Genomic DNA, 23692 nt, shown 5'->3' with positions numbered 1-23692 from the left:
ACCAGGATCGCACGCAACTCGGTTGTGCACAACCCAACACGTGCTCCGGCCCGGACGGTTAGGCTGACGTGACCCACGATGACCAGCAGCGACCTCGACTCCACCACGACCCCCGGCTCCGGGACCGCGTCGTCCCACGGCAAGACGATCCTGATCGGTGAGCACGCCGTGGTCTACGGCGCACCCGCACTCGTCCTGCCGGTGCTCGACGCCCGGGTCGTCGCGACCGTGAGCCCGGTCACCGCCGGCGTCGACGAGGCCACCGGCACGGTCGTCGGGCACACCCTCGAGTCCACGGTGCACACCGGTCCCCTCGACCTCGCGCCCGCTGCCGTGATGCCGACCGTCACCGCCGTCACCGCGACCCTGCGGCACTTCGGGGTGACCGACCGGCACTTCCACGTCCGGGTCGAGAGCGAGGTCCCGACCGCCCGGGGCATGGGGTCGAGCGCAGCGGTCGCCGCCGCCGTGACGGCAGCCGTCGCGGACGCCCTCGGCGAGACCCTCGACGCCGAGACCCACCACGACCTCATCCAGGAGTGCGAGCGGGTCGCCCACGGCCGCCCGTCAGGACTCGACGCCCGCGGTGTCGTCGCCGCGGTGCCGGTCTGGTTCGAGGGCGGTCGCATCGAGCCCGTCGCCCTCGGGGCCCGCTTCACCTTCGTCGTCGCGGACACCGGTGTCCCCGGCCACACCCGGCAGGCGGTCGCGGCCGTGCGGGAACGGCACGACCAGGACCCGGTCGCCGTCGACGCGGTCATCGACCGGATCGGCGCGCTCGCACGGCGGGCACGGGGGACACTCGAGGCTGGCGACGCACAGGGGCTCGGTGCCACGATGGACGCCGCGCACGACCTGCTCAGCGCACTCGACGTGTCGAGTGCCGACCTGGACCGGCTCGTCGACGCCGCACGTGCTGCGGACGCCCTCGGCGCGAAGCTGACCGGCGGCGGGCGGGGCGGGTGCGTGCTCGCACTCGCCGCGGACGACGACCACGCGGACCGCATCGCGGCCGCACTCCGCGGCGCAGGGGCCGCAGCCACCTGGACCACCACGATCGGAGCCCGCGCTTGATGACCGCCACCGCCGTCGCGCACCCCAACATCGCCCTCGTCAAGTACTGGGGCAAGGCGGACGCGCAGCTCGCGCTGCCCGCCACGGGCAGCGTCTCCATGGGTCTCGACGTGTTCCCGACGACGACGACCGTCACGCTGGACGGCGGGTCCGGCGCCGGCCAGGAGGCCCGTGACCGGTTCACGCTGAACGGTCACGTCGTCGAGGACGGCGCCCTGGTGCGCGTGCAGCATTTCCTCGACCTCGTGCGGGAGCTCGCCGGTAGCGACGCCCGCGCCTCCGTCGTGTCCGAGAACACCGTGCCGACCGGTGCCGGGCTGGCCTCGAGCGCCTCGGGGTTCGCGGCGCTCGCCACCGCGGCCTCGGCGGCGTACGGCCTCGACCTGTCCCCGCGCGACCTGTCCCGCCTGGCCCGACGCGGCTCGGGGTCGGCCACGCGGTCGATCCCCGGCGGTGTCGCCGTGTGGCACGCCGGCGACGACCAGGGGTCCTTCGCCGAGCCGATCCCGGCACCGCCGATGGCCATGGTGGTCGTGACGATCGACGCCGGACCGAAGCCCATCGGTTCGCGCGAGGCGATGCGCCGCACCATCGCCACGTCGCCGTTCTACCCGGCGTGGGTCACGTCGACCACCGAGACCGTCGGCGACATGCTCGACGCCTGCGCAGCCGGCGACTTCACGCGCATCGGCGAGATCACCGAGAGCAACGCGCTGCGCATGCACGCCACGATCGAGGGCGCCTTCCCGCCCATCCGCTACCTCAACGCGCGCAGCGTCGCCGTGTTCGACGCCGTGGGCGAACTCCGCGCCGCCGGGCTCGAGGCCTACGCCACCGCCGACGCCGGCCCGAACGTGGTCGTGCTCTGCCGGCCCGAGGACCGCTCCGCCGTGGCCACCGCGCTGGCGTCGTTCGGCGACGTCATCGAGTCCGGCACCGGACCTGCCGCTCGGGTGCTCCGCTCCGAAGAGATCGGGGTCGCCGCAGCGAGCGACAGCCCCGACCAGAAGGAGTCCGTGCAGTGATCGAGTTCCGCGCCCACGGCAAGCTGTTCGTCGCCGGCGAGTACGCCGTCGTCGAGCCCGGCCAGCCGTCCGTCCTCATCGCCCTCGACCGCGCCATCACGGCACGCGTGTCCGAGGCGCACGGTGCGGGCAGCGTGCACTCGGAGGAGTACGGCCACCTGCCGCTGACGTGGACGCGCGACGAGGACGGCCTCGCCCTGGACCGCGAGCACCACCCCTACGACTACGTGATGGCGACGATCGACCTCGTCGAGAAGCTCCGCGCCGAGCGGGGGATCGCCCCGCGCTTCCACGACCTGCGGATCGAGAGCCAGCTCGACGACGCCAGCGGCCGGAAGTTCGGGCTCGGGTCCTCGGCGGCGGTGACCGTCGCGACCGTCGGTGCCCTCGACCGTTTCTACGGCATCGGCCTGACGCAGCGGCAGCGCTTCCAGGTCGCCCTGCTCGCCACCATCCGGGTGAACCCGCGGGCCTCCGGCGGGGACCTCGCCGCGAGCACCTTCGGTGGATGGCTGCGCTACAGCGCCCCGGACCGCGACCACCTCGCGTCGTTCGTCGACGAGCGCCGCGTGTCCGACATCCTCACCGACGCCGCCGCGTGGGCGGGCTTCGACGTCCAGCGGCTGCCGGCCCCCGAGAACCTGCAGCTCCTGGTCGGCTGGACCGGCTCGCCGGCCTCGACCACGAAGCTCGTCGGTGTGGTGCGTCGGCACCGCAACGGCGGGTACCAGGCGTTCCTCGACGAGAGCCGCAGCTGCGTCGACGACCTGACCACGGGCCTCCAGGCCGGCGACGCGGAGCAGACGCTCGACGCGCTCCGACGTGCCCGGGTGCTCATGCAGCGCCTCGGCGACTCGGTCGGGTCGAAGATCGAGACCGAACGCCTCGCGACCCTGTGCGACGTCGTCGAGGCGGCCGGCGGAGCGGCGAAGCCGTCCGGCGCCGGCGGCGGCGACTGCGGCATCGCACTCGTCCCCGCGGACATCGACCCCGCCGGCATCCACCGCGCCTGGGAGGCGCACGACATCAGACACCTCAGCGTCGCGGTGCGAGCACCAGAAGGAGCCCTCGATGAGTGACCTGCTCACGCCGATCCCGACCAAGTGGGTCGGACCGATCCGCATCAGCGGCAACGCGGTCCAGGACGAGCACGAGGTCCCGCTCGCCACGTACGAGTCGCCGCTCTGGCCGTCCGTCGGCCGCGGCGCCCGCATCTCGCGCATGGTCGACGACGGCATCGTCGCGACCGTCGTCGACGAGCGCATGACCCGCTCGGTCGTCGTCCGCGCGGCCAGTGCCGCCGCGGCGCACGTCGCTGCGGGGCAGATCCTCGCGCGACAGGACGAGCTCGAGGCGCTGGTCGCCGGGCAGAGCCGGTTCGCGAAGCTCATCGAGGTGCACCCCGAGATCGTCGGTGACCTGCTGTTCCTGCGGTTCGCGTTCACGACCGGTGACGCCTCCGGTCACAACATGGTCACGCAGGCGGCGGACAAGCTCCTGCCCGCGATCCTGGCGTGGCAGCCGGGCCTGCGCTACGTGTCCGTCTCGGGCAACTTCTGCACCGACAAGAAGGCCAGCGCGGTGAACGGCATCCGTGGTCGTGGCCGCAACACCATCGCCGAGATCGTGATCCCCGGCGAGATCGTCGAGAAGCGCCTGCGGTCGAGTACCGAGCGCATCGTCGAACTGAACATCGCGAAGAACCTCATCGGCTCGACCATCGCCGGGGCGCTCCGCTCCGCGAACGCCCACTACGCGAACATGCTGCTCGGCTTCTACCTGGCCACCGGGCAGGACGCCGCGAACATCGTCGAGGGCTCGCAGGGCATCACGAGTGCCGAGAACCGCGACGGCGACCTGTACTTCGCCACCTCGCTGCCGCACCTGATCGTCGGCACGGTCGGCAACGGTAAGGGCGGGGACCTGCCCGTCGTCGAGGACGCCCTGGTGCGCCTCGGCTGCCGCGAGGACCGCGAGCCCGGTGCGAACGCCCGTCGTCTCGCCGCCCTGTGCGCCGCCACGGTGCTGTGCGGGGAACTCTCGCTGCTCGCCGCCCAGACGAACCCGGGTGAGCTGATGGCCGCCCACGTCGCCATGGAGCGACGCGGCACGAAGCCGGCCGGAGGCGCAGCATGACGCGCATCGGCATCCACGACATCGCCATCGCGACCGGGCACCACGTGCTCGAGCTCGACGACCTGGCCGAGCGCCTCGGCGTCGACCCGGCGAAGTACCACGTCGGCATCGGCCAGGACGCCTTCAGCGTGCCCGCCCCGGACGAGGACATCGTCACGATGGGGGCCGCCGCAGCCAAGGAGGTCATCGACCGCCACGGTGTCGACGGCATCCGCACCGTGCTGTTCGCCACCGAGTCCGGCGTCGACCAGTCCAAGGCCGCCGGCGTCTTCGTGCACGGCCTGCTCGGCCTGCCGAAGAACGTCCGTGTCGTCGAGCTGAAGCAGGCCTGCTACGGCGGGATGGCCGCCGTGCAGCTCGCCCTCGGCATCATCGCCCGGGCACCGCACGAGCGTGTGCTCGTGATCGCCGCCGACGTCGCCCGCTACGACGTCGACACCGCCGCCGAGCCCACCCAGGGTGCCGGTGCGGCCGCGATCCTGGTGTCCGCCGACCCCGACCTCATCGAGATCGAGCCGGCCGCCGGCGTCTTCACCGCGGACGTCGACGACTTCTGGCGTCCGAACGACCGCTCCACCGCGCTGGTCGACGGCCGCCTGTCCGTCAGCGCCTACGTCGACGCCTTCGTGGGCGCGTGGGACGACCTCGCCGAGCAAGGCGGACCGGCGTACGAGGACATCGTGCGCTTCGTCCACCACCAGCCGTTCACGAAGATGGCGCTCAAGGCCCACCGGAAGCTGACGCAGCACGTGGGCGTGCCGTTCGACGAGTCGGAGCTGTTCGTCGGATTCACGTACAACAAGCAGACCGGCAACACGTACACGGCGTCGCTCTGGATCGGGCTCGCCGCGCTCCTCGACCTCGACGAGGACCTGGCGGGTGAGCGCATCGCCCTGTTCAGCTACGGCTCGGGCAGCGTCGGCGAGCTCCTCACCGGCATCGTGCAGCCGTCCTACCGTGAGCACCGTCGCGTCGGCCGCGTCCGGCAGCTGCTCTCGGCCCGCGTTCCGCTGACCGTGGACGCGTACCGCGAGCTGCACGCGACCGGCGCCGCGACGAGCGACGACGTCGAGCGTCCGCGCGTCACGGCGGGGCCGTACCGCTTCGCCGGGGTGCGCGGCGGCGCGCGCCACTACGAGGCGTCCTGAGACGCACCGCGTGACGGACGGGAGGCCCGTGGCGGCCCCGCCACGGGCCTCCCGTCCGTCCGCTGGTCACGTGGCGGACAGGACCTCGCGTTCCAGACGCTGGTAGCTGGTCTCCATGCCGTCGGTCATGCCGGTGGCCAGGATCACGTCGCGCTGCGTCCGGTCGGGGTAGGTGATGCGCAGCGTCAGGAGGGTGACGCCGTCGGCCTCGTCGAACTGCAGGTCGTTCGTGTTCGGCGGGAACGGCGCACCGGTCATCCGCTCGGTGGACACCATCCGCCGCTCCGGTTCCACGACGAGGTTCTCGCCCTCGAACCCGAACGGCTCGCCCTCGGTGTCACCCGTCGGCGCCCACGCCTGCCGGAACGTGCCACCCGGCGTCAGGTCGTTCTCGTACACCGTCATCTCCCACCCGTCCGGTCCGAGCAACCACTGCCGGACGAGTTCGGGCTCGGTGTGCGCCCGCCACAGCAGGTGGCGTGGTGCTGCGAAGGCCCGCGTGATGCGGACGTGGGTGTCGTCGACGAGCTCGGTGACGGTGCCGTTGCCCAGGGCGTACTCGCGCAGGTCGGCGAGGACGGCGTCGAGCTGTCCGAAGGCCTGCTCGTAGCCCTCGACCATGCCCATGTCCACCATGGTCTCGAGGTCGGCGGTGGACCCGAACGACGACCGGACGGTCGCCCGCGACCCGGTACCGACGGTCTCGAACGACAGGACGGTCTCGCTGGCCGGCAACCCGTCGTCGACCTCGCCGTCCGCGTCGGTGAAGAGGTCGCGGAACACGATGCGGTGTGGCTCGTCGACCTCGGTGACCTGCCAGACCGCGTGGAACCGCTCGCCCTGTGGTGACGTCATCCGGTAGTCGGCGCGGCCGCCGGGCCGCAGGTCGAACGAGGTGAAGGTGGCGGGGAAGCCGGGTGGGCCCCAGAAGCGTTCGAGCTGACGGGGATCGGCGAAGGCGCCCCAGAGGCGCTCGACCGGGACGGGGAACTCGGCGACGAGCGTCAGCGCGAGGGCCTCGGGATCGGTGTGGACGGACGTGGTGGGCATCATTGCTCCTTGTCGGTGTCGAGCAGGGTGTCGAGGCGGTCGAGCCGGCCCCGCCAGAGGTCGCCGTAGGCGTCGAGCAGGTCGCGCACCCGGGCGAGCTGCCCCGGTTCGGCGCGCACGATGCGGGTGCGGCCGCGTGCTTCCTTGCTCACGAGTCCGGCTCCTTCGAGGACGGCGACGTGCTTCTGGACGGCGGCGAACGACATCGAGTACGCGTCCGCGAGGTCACTGACGGACGAGGACCCGACGAGCGTGCGTCGGACGATGTCACGACGGGTCGCGTCGGCGAGTGCGTGGAACACCCGGTCGACCTCGGCGTCGGACAGTGCAATTCGTACAACCATTTGGTTGTACGTTACGACTGTCCACCCTCGTGCGCAAGGGGGACGTGCAGGTAGTCTGTCCGCGGAGATCGAAAGGGGCGATGCCAGTGGGCTCGAGCGCGTCGGACACCGTCAGTGCCCTCGTCGCGACCCTTCCTCCGTCGCCGAGGCTCCCCGACGTCGTCGCCGGGGTCGGGCGGTTCGTCGGCAAGCCGACCCGCGTGGTCGACGTCGACGGTCCGAGCTGGGGACCGCTCACCGCGTTGGTGTCGCAGTTCGAGCACGAGAACCTCGTCCTGGTGCCGGCCGGCGCCCCCGAGCTGTACCGGATGCACTGCGTCCTGCACGAGCTCGGACACCTCGTGCACGGCGACGCCGGAGCCCCGACCACCACCTCGATCGCCGAGTTCGCCTCGGGCGGGCACGTGTGCCGCCGCGCCCTCGACGGCGACACCGGACTGGTGAGCATCTCGGACGACGACGAGCACTTCGCCGAGCGGTTCGCGTACGAGCTGGCGACCGTGCTGCTCGCCGGCAGCGCGAGCGCGGACGAGCGGGCCTACGGCTGATGGCCGTCCTGCACGCCGCCGCCTTCTGGTGCGCGGCGCTGATCTTCCTCGCCCGCACGCCCTACGTGTTGCGGAACCCACGTGGCCGCGCCGCCTGGGGCGCGACCGGCGTCGGTGCGCTCGGGCTGCTGACCCTCGGCAGCGTCGTACCGCAGACCGTGCTCGACGGTGCCCTCGGGGGCACGAACCTCATCAACCTGGTGCAGAACGTGTGTGCCACGGCGGCCTTCTGGCTGATGCTCCGGGCGAGCACGTCCGACCTGCCGAAACGGCCGGGGTTGGCGAGCCCGCTCGCGCTCCTCGTGGTGGTCGTGGCCTTCGCCGTCCCGTTCTTCGCCGTGCGCGACCGGGGCGGCACCGACTTCCACTTCATCGTGCGGGAGATCCACCAGCCGGCGATGTGGCTCTACGGGTCGGTCTACATGGTCGGTGTCGGCGTGATCGCCGCCGCGACGCTCCGGTACGGCGTGCTGCGCAACCCGGTCGCGCTCGTGGTCTTCCGGGTGGGCCTGTCGCTCGTGGTCATCGCGAGCATCGACGAGCTCCTCTCCCTCACCGCCGACCACTTCGGGTGGTTCCCCGCTCCGCTGCGCGACGGACTCCGTCTGGGCTTCGACCCGCCGTTCTACCTGGGCATCGTCCTCATCGTCGTCGCGATGGCGTCCCTCACGTTCCGCCGGTGGTGGCGGGACGTGACGTGTCGTCGGCACCACCGACGGCTCCGCCGCATCGCCCGGCGCCACGAACTGCGCGCCGTCGAACGGGACGGCGACGTGCAGGCACGGACCTACGACCTCGTCATCGCGATCCGCGACGCCGAGGTGCAGGGCCGTACCCTCGACGACGCCGAACTCGCCCAGGTGCGCTCGGCGGAACTGACCCTGACCCGCAGTCTCGGAGGCTGATGCGATGACGATCGTCTGGTGGGTGCTCGGCGTGCTCGTCGTGCTGGCGGCGGCGTTCCTGCTCGTGGTGCGGAAGGTCGTCGGCAAGATCGTGCTGCCCGGCGGCGACCGCTGGACCCCGGTGCTCGAGACGACCGACGACTCGATCCGGCTCCCGATCACCGACGACACCGTGCGCCCGGGGGAGTACGGCCTGTGGCACGACGGTACCGGGCACACCACGGTCGGACCGGTGCTCGACGTCGACGAGGCCGCCGGTACCGTGCGGCGTGCGGTGGTCCGGACGACGGGCGACGTGTCGACACGGGTGCGGTGGAGCGGGCACGTGCACCCGGACCCCGCCGCGATGGACGTCGACTGGGCGGAGGTCGACCTGGCGACGCCCGTGGGCCCGGCGCCGGCGTGGGTCATCCGGCCCGGTGGCCCCGAGGCCGAGCTCGCGCAGGCCAACGCAGACGCGCCTGGCGCCGACGCGCCCGCCACCGACGCGCCCGCCGCGACCTGGGCCGTCCACGTGCACGGCATCCGCACCACCCGCGTGACGGCGCTCCGGACCGTGCCGGCGGCACTCGAGGCCGGCTGGACCTCGATCGTCCCGTCGTTCCGCGGCGACGGCGAAGCGCCCTGGCAGGGCCGTGCCTCGCACCTCGGCGCCCGCGAGTGGCCCGACGTCGAGGCCGCACTCGACCACGCCGTCGCGAACGGGGCCGAACGGCTCGTCATCGTGGGGTGGTCGATGGGCGCGACGATCACCCACGAACTGCTGGCACGGTCGGCGCACCGCGACCGGTTCGTCGGACTGGTCCTCGTGTCACCGGCGCTCGACTGGGCGACCACGGTGCGCTCCCAGGCCGGTCGTGCCGGGCTCCCCGGGTTCGTCGTCGGTGCCGCGCTCCGGGCGATGGCGCTGCCGCTCGTGTGCCGTCTCGTCGGGCTCCGTTCACCCGTGGACGTCCGCGCGCTCTCCTGGTTGCACACGCCGCGGAGCCTGCCGCCGACCCTGCTCATCCACTCGTCGGGGGACACCACCGTGCCGTTCGCCGTCAGTCGGGAGTTCGCCGACGCGCACCCCGACACCGTGACGTTGGCGGTCAGCGAGCCCGCCGAGCACGCCTGGGAGCGGAACGTCGACGCCGTCTGGTTCGACACCACGATCACGACCTGGGTGAGATCGCTCGACCACACCGGCACCATGGAGTAGAAGGGGCCATGGGTCAGCTCATCTACGACGGCCAGCCGCTCGACCTCCGCATCGACGACCGTGCCATGACACACCTGCAGATCGTGATCGTGAACATGCTCCGGCGTGATCACCGGTTCGCGTTCTCGTGGAAGGACGACGTCGTCCACGGCAACGGCCGCAGCACGATCTGGTTGAACCCCAACGTCGGCCTGCACTTCAAGTTCTCCGGCAGCCGGGTGCCGTCGATCAACCGCAGCTGGCTCGAGGACCTCTACGCCTCGGCCACGTCCGGGTCGGGGCTCGTCCTGACGCCGGAACCGCCGGACACGAGCACGGCGGCCGACTCGGCGTGGTCGCGGGCGGTCGCACCGGGGGACGCCGACGACGCTTCGGGGACACCGAGCGGTAGCACGGCTGAGTGAATCCCGTCAACGGGTTCCGAAGATCCGGTGATCGTCGTACGGTTTCTGTACCGCGGATCAGAGTCGTCCCTTCGGGCCGGCATCCAGGGAGCCGGTGACGGCAACGAACCGCGGCAGGAGGGGGACCCGAATGACCGTGACGCAGTGCGCGCCCGGCGCCGACCAACCATCGGCGATCGAGTGGCGAGCACGACGGGAGTCCCGGATCAGGAGACTCGTCGTCCAGGAAGCCGGGTCATCGCACCCGGGTCCTTGCGTCACGCCACTGGGCTCGTCGGTCAGGCCTCACTGACCGGCACCCTTCCACAGGACGCCCCGGCAGTCGGATTCGGGTTCCGCTACCGGGGCGTTCTGCTGCCCGGGCGTTCTGCTGCCCGGATCGGGCGGGCGCTGCTGGCTCAGTAGACGTCGCGGACGTACCGCTTCGTGCGGCGCAGGTCGGCGAGGTACGACAGCGCGTCGTCCTCGTCGCGGCCGCGGCCGGTGCGGATGACGTCGAGCAGCGCGGCCTCGACGTCCTTCGCCATCCGCGAGGCGTCGCCGCACACGTACACGTGGCCGCCGTCCTCGAGCCAGGCGAACAGCTCGGCGGACTGCTCGCGCATCCGGGTCTGCACGTAGACCTTCTCGGCCTGGTCGCGTGAGAACGCCAGGTCGAGGCGGTTCAGCACGCCCTGCTCCTGCAGCTCGGTGAGCTCGTCCTGGTAGACGAAGTCGGTGTCGCGGTGCTGGTCGCCGAAGAACAGCCAGTTGCGCCCCGTCGCACCGGCCGCGGCCCGCTCGTGCAGGAACCCGCGGAACGGGGCGATGCCGGTGCCCGGACCGATCATGATCATCGGTGCGGACGCGTCGGCCGGCACGCCGAACGACGCGTTCGGCTGCAGGTAGACGTCGACCGTACCGTCGGGGTCGACCCGGTCCGCCAGGAACGTCGACGCGACGCCGGCGTACATCCGGTGCGGGTCGCCGTACCGGACGGACGCGATGGTCAGGTGGATGCGGTCTGGGTGCGCCAGTGGGCTCGACGAGATCGAGTACTGGCGTGCCTGCAACGGGCGCAGGTTCGGCAGCAGCTCGTCGAGTCCGGGAGCGGCCGGTCCGGCGTCGCGCAGCAGGTCGAGGACGTCACGGCCCCACAGCCAGCGGTCCAGTTCGTGCTTGTCGCCGTGCGAGACGACCGCGGCGAGTTCGCTCGCCGGGGCGCGCTGCACGAGGTCCGCGATGAGGTCCTTCGACGGCGTGCGGACCTCGCGGTCGCTCCGCAGCACCTCGGTGATCGGTCGGCCGTCGAGCGCCTCGCCGCCGTTCGCGCCGACCTGCTCGAGCAACTCCGCGACGAAGACCTCGTCGTTGACCGGCACGACCGCCAGGGCATCGCCGGCGGCGTACTCGATGCCGGAGTCGCCGAGGTCGAACTCGTAGTGCCGGATCTCCTTCGCGCTGCGCGGCGAGGAGAGCAGGCGGTTCTCGGCCAGTCGCGACGGGTACGGGTTGCGCTTGTTCCACTGCGACCCCGGCCGGGAGGCACGACCCGCGCCCGCCCCGCCGGTCGCGGTGGCACCGCCGTCGGCACCACTGCCCGTGGTCGCGCCGGGTGCGCCCGTCGCGCCGGCCTCGGCAGCGAGCCGGTCGAGCACGGCGGCGCTCCAGAGTGCGGCGGCGTCCTCGAAGTCGACGTCGCAGTCCACGCGGTCGTGCACCCGGGTCGCGCCGAGCTGCTCGAAGCGGGTGTCGAGGAGCTTGCCGGCCTGGCAGAACTCGTCGTAGCTGGTGTCCCCGAGGCCGAGGACGGCGTACTGCAGCCCCTCGAGCCGCGGCACGGTGGACGCCTGGACCGCCTCCCAGAACAGACCGGCGTTGTCGGGCATCTCGCCCTCGCCGTACGTCGAGGTGACGACGAGCACGTGGGTCATCCCGGCGAGCTGCTCCGGGGTGACGGAGTCGAGTGCAGCGGCACGGCCACCGAGCCCGCGGGCCTTCGCCCCGGCGACGAGCTCGTCGGCCAGGAACTCCGCGTTGCCGGTCTGCGTGCCGAACAGCACGTCGATCGTCGTCGTGGGGGCGGCGCCGGACGCCTTCTTGCCGGCGGCGGCGATGCCCGCGATGAACCCGGCCAGCCAGGACTCCTGGGCAGCCGAGAACGGTGCGTCGACGGGGATCAGCGATCCGGTCGGGGGGAGCAGGCTCACGCGGACACCGCCTCGGTCGGCGCCTGGGGTGCACGGCGGGCGATGTCCTCGAGCGCCGCGGTGGCGAGCAGCTCGTCGAAGCGGGCCTCGCGGACGCGGCCGTCGTTCTTGGCGTTCTGGTGCATGATCCACCCCGTGGTGCCCGGTGCATCCATGCTGCGGTTGTTCCGCTGCGTGAGCGCACGCTTGTAGTCGTCGAGCCGCTTGATCGCGATGAGCGTCGCGAGCTGGTCGTCCGCGAACCGGTCGAGCGTGCCGCGCAGGTACTTCACGACGCGCTGCTTCACCGAGAAGTCCTCGGTCAGGACGAGGTTCTTCACCGCTTCGGTGACGCGGGGGTCGTTCGGACCCGCACCGGGGACGCGCTCGAGGGCGACGTCCTGGGCGACACCGAGCACCGTGTACGACGACAGCAGCGAGAACATGTCGTCGCCCTGGTCGCCGAGGGCCGGGGCCCGGCCGTCGAGGACGGTGCGCTGGTCGCGGTAGTCGACCTTGAACGCACGGAGCTTGTCCGTGGCGATCGAGGACGCGAGCTCGTCGAGCAGCTCGGAGCGGGTGGCCGCCGCGAGGATCTCGCCGGCGTCCTGCGAGAGCAGCAGGGCGCGCGGCATGCCGACGAAGACGTGCTGCCGGGTGGTCTCCCAGTCGGCGAGCAGCCGCTCGGCCAGCGCCGACCCGGTCGCCTCGAGGTGCCACTCGAGCAGCAGGCGCGCGCCGGCCTCGTGGAACGCGCCGCGCTCGGTGTCGGTGACGGGGAACACGAGGAGCGAGTCGGTGCTGGCGCGCTGGGCGACCTGACCGGACGGGTCGTACTGGTACAGGAACCCGCCGGACATGCCGTTGCCGAGCCCCTTGCCGAACGCGCCGAGGTTGAACACGGCGCCGCCCGTCATGTACTCGCACCCGAAGTCGCCGACGCCCTCGACCACGGCCGTGGCGCCGGAGTTGCGCACGGCGAAGCGGTCTCCGGCCTCGCCCTCGACGAACGTGCGGCCGCCGGTGGCCCCGAAGAGCGCGAAGTTGCCGATCAGGACGTTCCCGCCCTGGTCGGCACTGCCGCCGCCCGGAGCGCGGACGATGATCCGACCGCCGCTCTGGCTCTTGCCGACGCCGTCGTTCGCGGTGCCGGTGTGCTCGAGCACGATGCCGTCGTTGTTGAACACGCCGTACGACTGACCGGCCGAGCCCTGGGTACGGATCGTGACCGCACCGTCGACCAGCCGGCGGCGCCCGCGGTCGTCGGTCGCCACGGCGGGCAGCCCCTGGACGTCCTCGGCGCGGAGCTCGTGGTTGAGCAGGCGCTCGACGTCGATGCCGAGCTGGCCGCCGACGGACTTGTCGCTGTTGCCGAGCAGGACCCCGTGCACGAGCACGTGCTCCTGGGCGTGGTCGACCAGCGCAGTGCGGATGCGCTCGAGCAGCGCGTCGTCGGTGTGGAAGTCCTTCTCCAGGTACTCCGGGTCCGTCACGACCTTCTCCGGCACCTGCGCGAGCAGGGCGCGGGCGTCCAGACGCCCGACGCTCGCAGGGTGGTCGAGGAGCTGCAGCAGGTCGGTGCGACCCCGTGCCTCGCGCAGCGAGCGCAGACCGAGGCGAGCGAGGATCTGCCGGACGTCGTGGGCGATGTTGAGCAGGTACTGCGCGAGGGCACGCGGGTCGCCCTCGAACGCCTCGGCGTTCGTGGTGAGGCCGGCCGGGCACTTCACGTTGCAGTTCTTCGCCATGACGCAGCCGAGCATCATGAGCGCGGTCGTGCCGAACTCGAAGCTGTCGCCGCCGAGCAGGGCGCTCGTCACGACGTCGGACCCGGTCTGGTGCGCACCCGAGCACCGGAGCGTGACCTTGGAGCGCAGGCCGTTCGCGACGAGGGCCTGGTGGACCTCGGCGACGCCGATCTCCGCCGAGCGGCCCGCGTACTTCAGGCTCGTGACGGCCGCGGCACCGGTGCCACCGGTGTTGCCCGCGACGTTGATGACGTCCGCACCGGCCTTGGCGACGCCGACCGCGATGGTGCCGATGCCCTCGGAGGACACGAGCTTCACGATCACCCGGACACGGGCGGCCTTGCAGTCGTGGATGAGCTGCGCCAGGTCCTCGATCGAGTACGTGTCGTGGTGCGGCGGCGGCGAGATGAGCTCGACGCCGGGGGTGCCACCACGGGCCGCGGCGATGTCCACCGTGACCTTCGGCGCGGGCAGCTGACCGCCCTCGCCGGGCTTCGCGCCCTGACCGATCTTGATCTCGAGTTCCTCGAGCATGGGGTCGGCGAGGTAGCCCGCCCAGATGCCGAAGCGACCCGAGGCGAACTGCTTGATCCGCGAGCCGCGGATGGTGCCGTAGCGGGAGTGGTGCTCGCCGCCCTCACCGCTGTTCGACATGCCGCCGACCATGTTCGTGCCGTGCGCCACCGCCTCGTGCGCGGTGGCGACGAGGGCGCCGTGGCTCATCGCGCCGGACGCCAGGGTCCGGGTGATCTCGTGCGCCGGCTGGACCTCGTCGAGCTCGACGCTGTCGGGCGCGCTCTCGAGCAGGGCGAGCAGCCCGACGGCCGCGCCGGTGGCGCGGAGCGTCACCTGGGTGGCGTCGACGGCGTCGACGTCGACCTGGCCCGGGTAGAGCAGCGCGAGGCCGTCTGCCAGGGCCTGGTGGCGCAGTGCACCCGTGGTCCCCGTGGACGCGAGGGCGAGGCGGAACCGCTCCGTGCCTCCCGGCAGGTCCTGGTCGTCCGTCGGACGCGAGCCGGACAGCCCGCGCACGGTGACGCTGGCGTTGCCGGTCGTCGAGAACCGACCCAGCTCGCGGGCGAAGTCCTCGGCCGTGTCGATGCCGGTGACGTCCGCGGGCAGGGCGAGCACGTCGCGGAGCGCAGCGGGACGGCGCGACCGCTCGTCGTGCGTGGTCTGCAGGAACGTGACGTAGCCCGGCGTGATCCGGTGCTGGTCGATCTCGGTGTCACTGAGGCGGTCGTAGCCGGTGTTGCGGTACGCGGCGTCGGTGATGCCGAACGAGTCGTCGAGCTGACCGAGCGTCAGCAGGCGCAGTGCGTCCGAGTCGCCGGAGCGCTCGAAGGCCGGACGCTCCTCGGTCATGCCGCCGAACCCGCGGACGCTCGCGACGCCGAACGAGTGGCCGGCACCGTCCGAGCGCTCCTTGAACAGGCCGAGCAGGGGGACCTGGCCCTCGGCCGCGACCGAGCGGGCACGCTCGTGCCAGTCCGTCGCCGCCTGGGCGATGCGGTCGAAGCCGACACCGCCGACCGGCGCCTGCATGTGCGGGAACACCCGCGCCAGGACGTCGTCGCCGGTGTCCAGGTAGTTCGGCTCGAAGAACGCGCCACCGATGTAGCTCTCGGCGGTGCACAGGCCGACGCGACCCATGGTCTTCGCGAGCGCCTTCTCGGCGGCCTTGCGGAACTGCTTCAGCGCGAGGTCCGTCGCGGTGAGCTCACCGGCGGGTGCCGGCGCGGCGGGGTACTTCTCCTCGGCACGCAGGCGCGCGCTCAAGCTGTACACAGCCGAGGCGCCGAAGCCCAGGGCCGTCGCCACGTGGTGTGACGATGGCAGCTGACCGCTCTCGGCGACGACGGACACCCGCAGGCGCAGCCCGGTCTCGATGAGCCGCTGGTTCACGGCGGCCACGGCCAGGATCACGGGCAGGGGCGCACGGGCCGACGAGACCTCGCGGTCGGTCAGCACGGCGATGCCGCCGGACGTCCCCGCGAACTGCTCCACGGCGTCGCACAGGGCGTCCACGGCGTCGCGCACGGCGTCCGCGTTCGCCTGCTCGTCGCCGAGCACCGGCACGTAGAGCATGTCGAAGCGCTCGAGCGGCACGATGTCCTGGTCGCGCAGGCGCACCATGTCCAGGTGGCCGAGGATCGGCGACTGCACGACGAGCTGTCGGCTCGTCGAACCCGTGCCGTCCGGCTTCGCGCCGAGCGCCACGCGCATGCTCATGCCGTCGGCTTCACGGATCGAGTCGAGCGGCGGGTTCGTCACCTGGGCGAAGCGCTGCGAGAAGTACTTCGCCATGCCGCCCTCGGTGTCGCTCAGGGCGTTGATGGCGTTGCCGTAGCCCATCGCCGAGATCCGCTCCGAGCCGTTCTGCAGCATCGGGTCGAGCATGAACCGGAAGCTCTCCTGGTTCAGCGAGTACGCCACGTACCGGCCGGCGAGCGACAGGTCGCCCTCGTAGCCCAGGGTGGTCGTCGTGCGCTCGTAGTCCGGAGCGGGCAGGTCGTCGAGGTTCACACGCGCGGCGTCGAGCAGCGTGCCGTAGTCGCGGCGGGCCGCGAGCATGCGCAGCACCTCGTCCGTGCGCATCCGGGTGCCGGTGCGGTGGTCGACGACGAGCATGCCGCCGGCCTCGATGCGGCCGCGGTGCACGACCTCGTCGGCGTCGAACGTGACCTGACCGGCCTCGGACGACACCATCAGGTACTCGGTGGTCTCGACGGTGCGCAGCGGACGCAGCCCCAGGCGGTCCAGGCGCGCGCCGACCACGTCGCCGTCGCTGAAGATCACGGCGGCGGGGCCGTCGTTCTTCTCCTCGTACAGCGAGAAGTACTCGAGCATGTCCCGCACGTCGGCGGTCAGCGTGCGGTCGTTCTCCCACGCCGGCGGCATGAGCGAGACCACGGCCTCGACGATCTCGAGCCCGTCGTCGAACACGCGGCTCTGCAGCGTCTGGTCGAGGCGGCTCGAGTCCGACTGCCCGGGCGGGCGGACGATGCTGCGGGTGCGGGCACGCGCCAGCGCCTCGTCCGACAGTCGGTTCTTCCGGTCGGTGTTCAGCTCGCCGTTGTGCGCCATCAGCCGGAACGGCTGCGCCATCGTCGGGTGCGGCTCGGTGTTCGTCGAGAACCGGGTGTGGAAGTACAGCGTCCGCACCGAGTGCCGCGGGTCACGCAGGTCCGTGAAGTACCCGATGACCTCACCCGAGTTCAGGCGGCCCTTCAGGATCTGGGTCCGGGCGCTGAGCGACAGCGGGTACAGGGCCGCGTGCTCGGCGCGCTGCTCGGCGGCCTCGCCGTAGGACACCGACTCGATTGCGAGCAGGGCGCGGTTCGCCGCCGCGTCGACCTCGGTGCGGTCCCACTGCTCGGGCGCGCGGAAGACCCACTGCACGATCGGCAGCTGGTACTGCTCGGCCTCGGGCCGGGCGACGGAGTGGTCCACCGGGACGTCGCGGACGACGAGCAGCTCGAAGCCCTGCTGCTCGATGGCGTCCGTGACGGTCTGCTGCGCACGGGCGCGCTCGGCGTCCGCCGCCGCACCTGCGCCGCTCGGCACGAAGCAGTTCGCGACACCGAAGTGTCCGGCGCGGAGCTCCTGGCCGGTGATGGCGCTGAAGAACTCCACCGACAGGTCGATGCTCACACCGGCGCCGTCACCGACACCCTCGGCGGACTTGCCGCCGCGGTGCGGGATTGCGCAGAGCGCTTCGTCACCCTTGCGGATGACGTCGTGGTGGGGCGTGCCGTCGAGTCGGGTGATGAAACCGACGCCGCAGTCGCTCGATTCGCGGGCAGGGTCGTAGAGACCGAAAGATGTGGGGTTCACGTGTGCGGGTCCAGTGGGGCGTTGCCGGCAGCGGACGGCCAGGCTGCATCGATGGAGCGCTCGCCGCGGGCAGACCGGTGTTGGCAGTCGGGCCCTGTGGGGTTGTGGTGCGGTACGGCGATGCTACGGCGCGGTATACCGCCCACGCAACACCGCGCGGTGCGGCGCACCGTGCGCGCCTGTTCGGCTGGTGCGAGGTTGCCCGCTCGGTGCGCTGTTGTTGCGCTGCACGGAGCGTGGAACCTCGCACGGGATGGGCCACACCGCACGGTGCGACGGGCCGCGCGGGCCGAACGACCCCGCACCGAGTGGCCAGCCCCGCACGGTGTCAGGCCGCGCGCTCGCCGGTCCGTTCGTCGACGGTGATCGGCTCCGTCACCGCCGTGCTGGCGTCGGCGGCGGGGGTCGTGCCGGGGCGGATGAGCTCCGGGCGACGGCGGCCGCTGCGGAACACCCACGCCTTGAACAGCACGAACCGAACGCAGGTCGCGACCAGGTTGGCGGCCGTCAGCACCAGGATCTCGGCACCGTGCGACGCTCCCGGCGTCGTGCTGTGCAGCACCACGAGCGACCCCGACGTGATCGCCCACGCGATGCCGAACACCACCAGTCCCTGCACGTGATGTCGCCCGGCTCCGGCACGCCCCCGCACACCGAACGTGAACCGCCGGTTGAGCGCGGTGTTGCCGATCGCCGTCAGCAACAGGGCGGTGAAGTCCGCCGTCTGCGCCCCGATCGCCGGACGGAACAGTGCGTACAGCACCGCGAACGCGACGGTCGACAGCACCCCGATGGCGCCGAAGCGCAGCACCTGCCCGAGGAACCCGACGTGCGGTGGCGTGAACGGACGGCGGCCGATGGTCTCGTACACGGCACCCACCGGTACCCGCCCGCTGGCGATGCCCCGCGAGACGCGCCACATGCCCTTGAGGTCCTCGGTGGCCGTCGAGGCGATCTGCACGGACGAGTTCACGTCGTCGACCCAGTCCACCGGGACCTCGTGGATGCGCAGTCCCGCGTGCTCGGCGAGGACGAGCATCTCGGTGTCGAAGAACCACGCGTCGTCCTCGCACAGCGGCAGCAGCTGGTCGGCCGCTCGTTTCGTGACCGCCTTGAACCCGCACTGCGCGTCCGAGAACGACACCCCCATCGTCGTGCGGAGCAGCAGGTTGTACGAGCGGGAGATGAACTCGCGCTTGCTGCCCCGAACCACCCGCGACGAGTCCGCCAACCGCGTGCCGATCGCCAGGTCGGAGTGCCCGGAGAGCAGCGGCGCCACGAGCGGCTCGAGTGCCGCGAGGTCTGTCGACAGGTCCTCGTCGACGTACACGAGCACGGTCGCCGGAGATGCACCCCACACGGCCTTGAGCGCCCGCCCACGACCCTTCTCGGGCAGGTGGACCGCGTGCACGCCGGGCAGCATGGCGGCCAGGTCGTCGGCGATCCGCGCGGTGTCGTCGGTCGAGGCGTTGTCCGCGATCGTGATCCGCCAAGAGTGGTGCAACGACGTCCGGCAGAACGTGTGCAGGCGTCGCACGTGGGCCGCGAGCGTGTCCTGCTCGTTGTAGCAGGGGACGACGATGTCGATGTCGAGGGTCTGGTTCGTCTCCGTCATGCCGCTCATGCTCGGCAGCGGGCACATGCGGACCGAGGCAGTGCGCTGTGCTCCCGGTAAGAACGGCGTTCGGCGACCGTTCACGTCACGGCCGAACACGACAGGTGTCGCGCGGATACGGTCGACGGACGATGACGACCGAGCGCGACGACGCACACCGATCGGCGGTGCTGCTCCCGGGGGAGCGGCTCGGCCTGGCGCTCGACGAGCGGTGTCCGGAGTTCGAGGAGCTCCTGCTCACGCCTCCGCTGCACGGCATCCGACCGGACGGCCACGACTGGCTGCGACGCCGGTACGCCGAGATCGTCCCGCTCGTGCTCCCCGCCGCGCTGCGTGCCGTCGAGCGCGGTGAACCCGTCGACCGCGAGTGCCTCGCCCAGCTGCGCGCGGTGGCGGCCGCGAGCGCCGAGGACCCCCGCGTCGACGTGTCGGTCGTGCTCCGCGGGGCCCTGCCGGCGATCCGGGTCTTCGCCCTCGTCATGCACACGGCCACCCGCGACCACGCCGTCACGCTCGACCACGCCGGCCGGACGATGCTCGCGATGAGCCGCGCCTCGCTCGTCGCCCACGAACTCGGCTCGTGCTGGGCCGAGGCCTGGGCCGAGCAGCGCCGGCGATCGGCGGGCGAGTCCGCGGCGGCGGTCACCACCGGGGAGATCGACCTCGTCGCCCGTGCGCCTGGCCTCGACGAGACCGAGGAACAGATGCTCGCGCTCGCCGCGCAGGGGCTCTCCAACGACGAGATCGCGAAGGAGACGGCCTACAGTCGCCAGGCCGTCGCGTGGCACCTCGGACGGCTGATGAAGTCGTGGAAGGCGCCGAACCGGACGGCGCTGGTGTCGGTCGCCTTCGTGAAGGGGTGGATCCGTGCACGGCGCGAGGTCCGCGGTGCAGCACGGACCTGGCCCCCGGCGATCGAGCCCGCCGCCGAGCGTCCCGCCACCCACGACGACGCCCCCTGAGACCGTGGTCCCCGGGGGCGTCGGTGCGGCGCCGACGGATCAGCGCGGGCGGATCAGCCGCCGTTCACGTGGATGACGTTGTCGATGCGTTCGATGTTGCCGAACGCACCCCAGTTCAGCCAGCCACCGTCACCGTTGTTCGTGATCGAGCCGGGGCCCTTGAACCAGTAGATGACGTAGTTGCCGCCCTTGATGTCGATCGACTGCGCGTCCGCGACGTCGCCGGACACCGTGATGTCCTGGTTCTTGTTGACCACCGCGACGGTGAGGCGGTCGGGGTTGCCTGCGTTCCAGTAGCCGACGTCGAGCGCGGCCTGCACGGCGCCGCCGCGGTCGCTCTGGTCGTTCACGGCGTCCTTGATCGCGTTGACGATCGCGACCGGGTCGAGGTTCACGTTTACGTTGCCGCCGACGGAGGCCGAGGTGCTCGGTGCGGGCTCGGCGGCCTGTGCCGGTGCCGCGACGAACGCCCCGGCGATGACGGCGCCACCCAGTGCGGTGCCGGCGAGGAGCTTGACGGACTTGCGCTTGAACGAGTTCATGATCGTGTTCCCATCTCTGCGGTGGTGACCCGTGTGGGTCGTCCAGCTCGGACAGGACCCAGCCTGCGTCGCCGGGTGCCGGGTTGCACGCGTTCGGCCCGGACGTTGGACGATCGTCTGATGATGCGGACGGTTGCGCCGGGCGCGTGCCATCCTCTGGCGCGGGCCCCATCCGGACGGTTGGGCGCTCGGGTCTTGCGCTTTCCCGGCGAGTTCTGCGGATCAGACGTCGACGACCGTGACGACTGACCCGCAACGAGCACGCGGGTACCGTCAGGGTTGCAGGAGGATCTGCACGATCGCGATGACCGCGAGGACCGCGATCGGCACGCCCGCGATCCACATCCCTGCACGGACCTGGGTTCGTCGGATCGTCGGCGGCGCGTGGGAACTCCGGGCGAACTCGGTCGCTGCGACGAGCTCCGGTGCGGCCGCCGGCGGTGCAGGTTCGGGCTGCGGACGGTCGTCTTCGAACGCGGGCACTTCGACCACGAGTTCCGACGGGTCCGGGCGGCCCGGCAGCTCGCCGTACTCCTTCGTCATGCGACCAGTATGCGTCGCCGTCGGGATCGGCGTCCTTCGTGAGCAGCAATGGTCGAGTCGCGCCAGAGCACGCGACCTTTTCTGCTCACGAAGCGGGCGAGGCGGACGTCACGAAGCGGGCGCCGGCACCACGTCCGGCAGGTCCACCGTGAACGCCGTCCGACCGGGGCCGGAGGCCACCCGCACGCTCCCGCCGTGCGCCGACACCACGGCCTGCACGATCGCCAGCCCGAGGCCGCTCGCCCCCTGTCCCTGCGCACGGGTCCGCGAGGCCTCACCCCGGGTGAACCGGTCGAACAGGGTCGGGAGGGCTTCCGAGGGGATCGGCGGCCCGTCGTTGGCCACGACGAGGCGAGCGGCCGCACCAGCACCGGACGGTCCCACCCGCTGCAGCGACACCACCACCGCGGTGCCGGTCGGGGTGTGCGTCCGGGCGTTCGCGAGCAGGTTCGTCACGACGCGGCGCAGCTGCTCCGCGTCGCCCGTCACCGTCAGCGGGTGGTCGTCGACGATCTGCAGGGTCCACCGGTGCCCGGGAGCGGTGGCGCGGGCGTCCATCGTCGCCTCGACCACGATCGAGGTCAGGTCGACGGGTTCGCGCACGATCGGGGACACCGGAGTCCCGGACGCCAGGGCCGTCGCGTCGAGCCGCGCGAGCAGCAGGAGTTCCTCGACGAGGTCGCCCATCCGCACGGCCTCCCGGCCGATCCGGTCGACGTTCCGGTGGATCGCGTCGAGGTCCGACGAGCGCGCGGTCAGCTCGGCGTAGGCCCGGACGGTCGCGATCGGCGTCCGCAGCTCGTGCGAGGCGTCGGCGACGAAGGTCCGCATGCCGGCCTCGGCGTCGCGGCGCACCGTCAGGGCTCGGGCGACGTGCCCGAGCAGCCGGTTCAGTGCGGTGCCGACCTGCCCGACCTCGCGGTTCGCGGTGAGGTCGGCGTCGGCGACCCGCACCGGGATGTCGGTGTCGCCGCGTTCGAGGTCGAGGTCGGTCACCCCGGAGGCGACCGCGGCGACGCGTTCGAGCGGTCGGAGGGACCGCCGCACGAGCAGTGCGAGGGCCCACGCTGCGATGACGAGGCCCAGCACGGTGACGATGCCGATGACGAGCAACAGGCGGGCGATGGCGGCGTTCAGGTCGCCGAGGGGGAGTGCGGTGACGAACACGTCGCCGTCGTCCCCGACCGCCTGCACCCGGTAGGTGCCGAGCGAGCCGAGGTCGATCGTCGCCGGGTCGGCGCCGCTGTCGACCGCGGTGAGCGTCCGCCGTTGCGCCGACGACAGCCCGTGCTGGTCGCCGTCGCTGTCGGTGTACCCGCCGAGCACCACGGTGCCGTCGCGGACGATCGCGACGACGGTGCCGGCGGACTGCCCCGGCGCCCCGATGAAGGCGTTGTCCGGATCCGGACGGTCCGACGACGATCCCGACGACGATCCCGACGACGACCCGGGCGGCGGGCCGGTGGGTGCGTCCGCACCGTCCCGGCCACCGACGGTCCGGTTCGCCGCCGTCGACAGCTCCGCGTCGAGGCGGTCGACCAGGTACCCCCGGAACGCGACGACGGTCACCGCTCCGACGACGACGTTCGTCGCGACGAGCAGGAGCGCGACGGCAGCCACGACCCGCCACCGCAACGACGGCACCCGTCCGGCGCGAGTCGGACGGGCCCGGATCGCCTTCGTCGATCGGCTCACGTCGTCGGCCGCAAGACGTACCCAGCCCCGCGCACGGTCTGCAGCATCGGCTCGCGTCCGGCGTCGAGCTTCTTCCGCAGGTACGACACGTACATGTCGACCAGGTTCGACGACGACCCGAAGTCCATGCCCCAGACGCCCGCGAGCAGCTGTTCCCGCGAGAGCACCCGGTTGGCGTTCCGCGCCAGGTGCCGCAGCAGCTCGTACTCGGTCGGTGTGAGCTCGATCGGTTCGCCGGCACGGCTGACGGCGCGGGCGTCCTCGTCGAGGCGGAGGTCACCGACCACCACCTCGGCGCTCCCGCCCACCGCTGCGACCCGAGCGGAGGTCCGTGCGAGGATCCGAGCTCGGACGAGCAGCTCGTCGATGCCGAAGGGCTTCGTCAGGTAGTCGTCGCCGCCGCCGGTGAGTCCGGCGAGCCGGTCCTCGGGGGCGTCGCGCGCGGTGAGGAAGAGCACACGGACGGCGTCGCGGGAGTCGCGGAGGCGCTCGAGCACCTCGAACCCGTCGATGTCCGGCAGCATCACGTCGAGGACGATGACGTCGGGTTGGAACTCCCGCGCGGCGAACAGGACGTCGCGTCCTCGGTGCACCGCCCGCACGGCCCAGCCGTCCCCCTCGAACGCGAGGGCGACGGCGTCGGCCAGGGCGTGCTCGTCGTCGACGACGAGGGCGCGGACGGGGGTGCCGTCGGTGCGCTGCAGCGGTTGGCCGGTCACGTCCGCGAGCCTATCCACCGCGCCCTCG

General features: G+C 72.0%; 19 protein-coding genes. 10 read left to right on the top strand and 9 right to left on the bottom strand.

Going from position 1 to position 23692, the window contains the following annotated elements; genetic code table 11:
• Window positions 1–78 precede the first annotated feature (78 nt).
• From mvk to ACIPV1_RS08510, 5 genes are read left to right on the top strand one after another with little or no spacing between them, the layout of a single operon-like run.
• Window positions 79–1074 carry a mevalonate kinase gene (mvk, locus tag ACIPV1_RS08530; RefSeq protein WP_402726154.1) on the top strand — a complete coding sequence of 332 codons (996 nt, stop codon included), beginning with the start codon at window positions 79–81 and terminating at the stop codon, window positions 1072–1074.
• Window positions 1074–2099: a diphosphomevalonate decarboxylase gene (gene mvaD, locus ACIPV1_RS08525; protein WP_402726153.1), complete on the top strand. Its 1026-nt coding sequence runs from the start codon at window positions 1074–1076 to the stop codon at window positions 2097–2099. Before mvk ends, mvaD begins: the two co-directional genes overlap by 1 nt.
• Window positions 2096–3178 (top strand): phosphomevalonate kinase, encoded by a 1083-nt coding sequence (locus ACIPV1_RS08520; RefSeq protein WP_402726152.1) that lies wholly within the window; start codon window positions 2096–2098, stop codon window positions 3176–3178. The genes mvaD and ACIPV1_RS08520 overlap by 4 nt, the downstream gene beginning before the upstream one ends.
• Window positions 3171–4235, top strand: coding sequence for a hydroxymethylglutaryl-CoA reductase (locus ACIPV1_RS08515; RefSeq protein ID WP_402726151.1), 1065 nt, complete (start codon window positions 3171–3173; stop codon window positions 4233–4235). Before ACIPV1_RS08520 ends, ACIPV1_RS08515 begins: the two co-directional genes overlap by 8 nt.
• On the top strand, window positions 4232–5383 hold the full coding sequence (locus tag ACIPV1_RS08510; protein WP_194646945.1) for a hydroxymethylglutaryl-CoA synthase: 1152 nt from the start codon (window positions 4232–4234) through the stop codon (window positions 5381–5383). Before ACIPV1_RS08515 ends, ACIPV1_RS08510 begins: the two co-directional genes overlap by 4 nt.
• Window positions 5384–5449: 66 nt before the next feature.
• Here ACIPV1_RS08510 and ACIPV1_RS08505 read toward each other — a convergent pair whose 3' ends face one another.
• Both ACIPV1_RS08505 and ACIPV1_RS08500 read right to left on the bottom strand, forming a co-directional pair.
• On the bottom strand, window positions 5450–6433 hold the full coding sequence (locus ACIPV1_RS08505; protein WP_402726150.1) for an SRPBCC domain-containing protein: 984 nt from the start codon (window positions 6431–6433) through the stop codon (window positions 5450–5452).
• Window positions 6433–6777: a helix-turn-helix transcriptional regulator gene (locus ACIPV1_RS08500; RefSeq protein WP_123291783.1), complete on the bottom strand. Its 345-nt coding sequence runs from the start codon at window positions 6775–6777 to the stop codon at window positions 6433–6435. Before ACIPV1_RS08500 ends, ACIPV1_RS08505 begins: the two co-directional genes overlap by 1 nt.
• An 80-nt stretch (window positions 6778–6857) precedes the next feature.
• Between ACIPV1_RS08500 and ACIPV1_RS08495 the strand changes: the two genes are divergently transcribed.
• Genes ACIPV1_RS08495 through ACIPV1_RS08480 form a run of 4 tightly spaced genes read left to right on the top strand, consistent with a single transcriptional unit; the run spans window position 6858 to window position 9835 of the window.
• On the top strand, window positions 6858–7325 hold the full coding sequence (locus ACIPV1_RS08495) for a hypothetical protein (RefSeq protein WP_402726149.1): 468 nt from the start codon (window positions 6858–6860) through the stop codon (window positions 7323–7325).
• On the top strand, window positions 7325–8230 hold the full coding sequence (locus ACIPV1_RS08490; protein ID WP_123938426.1) for a hypothetical protein: 906 nt from the start codon (window positions 7325–7327) through the stop codon (window positions 8228–8230). The genes ACIPV1_RS08495 and ACIPV1_RS08490 overlap by 1 nt, the downstream gene beginning before the upstream one ends.
• 4 nt (window positions 8231–8234) lie before the next feature.
• On the top strand, window positions 8235–9431 hold the full coding sequence (locus tag ACIPV1_RS08485; RefSeq protein ID WP_402726148.1) for an alpha/beta hydrolase family protein: 1197 nt from the start codon (window positions 8235–8237) through the stop codon (window positions 9429–9431).
• Window positions 9432–9439: 8 nt separating this feature from the next.
• Window positions 9440–9835, top strand: coding sequence for an ATP-dependent DNA ligase (locus tag ACIPV1_RS08480; protein WP_123291787.1), 396 nt, complete (start codon window positions 9440–9442; stop codon window positions 9833–9835).
• A gap of 398 nt (window positions 9836–10233) precedes the next feature.
• Here the strand turns inward: ACIPV1_RS08480 and ACIPV1_RS08475 are convergent, their stop codons facing one another.
• From ACIPV1_RS08475 to ACIPV1_RS08465, 3 genes are all read right to left on the bottom strand, one after another.
• Window positions 10234–12024, bottom strand: a complete 1791-nt coding sequence (locus tag ACIPV1_RS08475; RefSeq protein WP_402726147.1) for a sulfite reductase subunit alpha — start codon at window positions 12022–12024, stop codon at window positions 10234–10236.
• Window positions 12021–17588 (bottom strand): glutamate synthase-related protein, encoded by a 5568-nt coding sequence (locus ACIPV1_RS08470; protein ID WP_402726146.1) that lies wholly within the window; start codon window positions 17586–17588, stop codon window positions 12021–12023. Before ACIPV1_RS08470 ends, ACIPV1_RS08475 begins: the two co-directional genes overlap by 4 nt.
• A gap of 328 nt (window positions 17589–17916) precedes the next feature.
• Window positions 17917–19212, bottom strand: a complete 1296-nt coding sequence (locus tag ACIPV1_RS08465; protein WP_402726145.1) for a glycosyltransferase — start codon at window positions 19210–19212, stop codon at window positions 17917–17919.
• Between the two features lie 122 nt (window positions 19213–19334).
• Here ACIPV1_RS08465 and ACIPV1_RS08460 point away from each other — a divergent pair, with 122 nt between their 5' ends.
• Window positions 19335–20165 (top strand): helix-turn-helix transcriptional regulator, encoded by an 831-nt coding sequence (locus ACIPV1_RS08460; RefSeq protein WP_123291790.1) that lies wholly within the window; start codon window positions 19335–19337, stop codon window positions 20163–20165.
• Between the two features lie 53 nt (window positions 20166–20218).
• On the opposite strand, the gene ACIPV1_RS08455 is transcribed toward ACIPV1_RS08460, so the two are convergent.
• From ACIPV1_RS08455 to ACIPV1_RS08440, 4 genes are all read right to left on the bottom strand, one after another.
• A complete protein-coding gene (locus ACIPV1_RS08455; RefSeq protein WP_111084734.1) occupies window positions 20219–20707 on the bottom strand; it encodes a hypothetical protein in 489 nt (162 codons plus the stop codon).
• Between the two features lie 273 nt (window positions 20708–20980).
• Window positions 20981–21250, bottom strand: a complete 270-nt coding sequence (locus ACIPV1_RS08450; protein ID WP_123291791.1) for a hypothetical protein — start codon at window positions 21248–21250, stop codon at window positions 20981–20983.
• A gap of 108 nt (window positions 21251–21358) precedes the next feature.
• Entirely contained in the window at window positions 21359–22945 is a 1587-nt protein-coding gene (locus ACIPV1_RS08445; protein ID WP_402726144.1) for a sensor histidine kinase, read from the bottom strand.
• Window positions 22942–23664: a response regulator transcription factor gene (locus tag ACIPV1_RS08440; RefSeq protein ID WP_123339010.1), complete on the bottom strand. Its 723-nt coding sequence runs from the start codon at window positions 23662–23664 to the stop codon at window positions 22942–22944. The genes ACIPV1_RS08445 and ACIPV1_RS08440 overlap by 4 nt, the downstream gene beginning before the upstream one ends.
• Window positions 23665–23692: the final 28 nt, after the last annotated feature.

Source organism: Curtobacterium sp. NPDC089991 (assembly GCF_044748425.1).
Lineage (GTDB): Bacteria > Actinomycetota > Actinomycetes > Actinomycetales > Microbacteriaceae > Curtobacterium.
Note: the sequence above shows the minus strand (reverse complement) of the source record. Positions and strands in the feature narration are given on the sequence as shown.

Excerpts from the sequence above, each read along its gene's own strand:
- ACIPV1_RS08490 (WP_123938426.1), top strand. The coding sequence starts at position 7,325 with ATGGCCGTCCTGCACGCCGCCGCCTTCTGGTGCGCGGCGCTGATCTTC.
- ACIPV1_RS08465 (WP_402726145.1), bottom strand. The coding sequence starts at position 19,212 with ATGAGCGGCATGACGGAGACGAACCAGACCCTCGACATCGACATCGTC.
- ACIPV1_RS08455 (WP_111084734.1), bottom strand. The coding sequence starts at position 20,707 with ATGAACTCGTTCAAGCGCAAGTCCGTCAAGCTCCTCGCCGGCACCGCA.
- mvk (WP_402726154.1), top strand. The coding sequence starts at position 79 with ATGACCAGCAGCGACCTCGACTCCACCACGACCCCCGGCTCCGGGACC.
- ACIPV1_RS08510 (WP_194646945.1), top strand. The coding sequence starts at position 4,232 with ATGACGCGCATCGGCATCCACGACATCGCCATCGCGACCGGGCACCAC.
- ACIPV1_RS08495 (WP_402726149.1), top strand. The coding sequence starts at position 6,858 with ATGCCAGTGGGCTCGAGCGCGTCGGACACCGTCAGTGCCCTCGTCGCG.
- ACIPV1_RS08460 (WP_123291790.1), top strand. The coding sequence starts at position 19,335 with ATGACGACCGAGCGCGACGACGCACACCGATCGGCGGTGCTGCTCCCG.
- ACIPV1_RS08480 (WP_123291787.1), top strand. The coding sequence starts at position 9,440 with ATGGGTCAGCTCATCTACGACGGCCAGCCGCTCGACCTCCGCATCGAC.
- mvaD (WP_402726153.1), top strand. The coding sequence starts at position 1,074 with ATGACCGCCACCGCCGTCGCGCACCCCAACATCGCCCTCGTCAAGTAC.
- ACIPV1_RS08500 (WP_123291783.1), bottom strand. The coding sequence starts at position 6,777 with ATGGTTGTACGAATTGCACTGTCCGACGCCGAGGTCGACCGGGTGTTC.
- ACIPV1_RS08515 (WP_402726151.1), top strand. The coding sequence starts at position 3,171 with ATGAGTGACCTGCTCACGCCGATCCCGACCAAGTGGGTCGGACCGATC.
- ACIPV1_RS08505 (WP_402726150.1), bottom strand. The coding sequence starts at position 6,433 with ATGCCCACCACGTCCGTCCACACCGATCCCGAGGCCCTCGCGCTGACG.
- ACIPV1_RS08450 (WP_123291791.1), bottom strand. The coding sequence starts at position 21,250 with ATGACGAAGGAGTACGGCGAGCTGCCGGGCCGCCCGGACCCGTCGGAA.
- ACIPV1_RS08485 (WP_402726148.1), top strand. The coding sequence starts at position 8,235 with ATGACGATCGTCTGGTGGGTGCTCGGCGTGCTCGTCGTGCTGGCGGCG.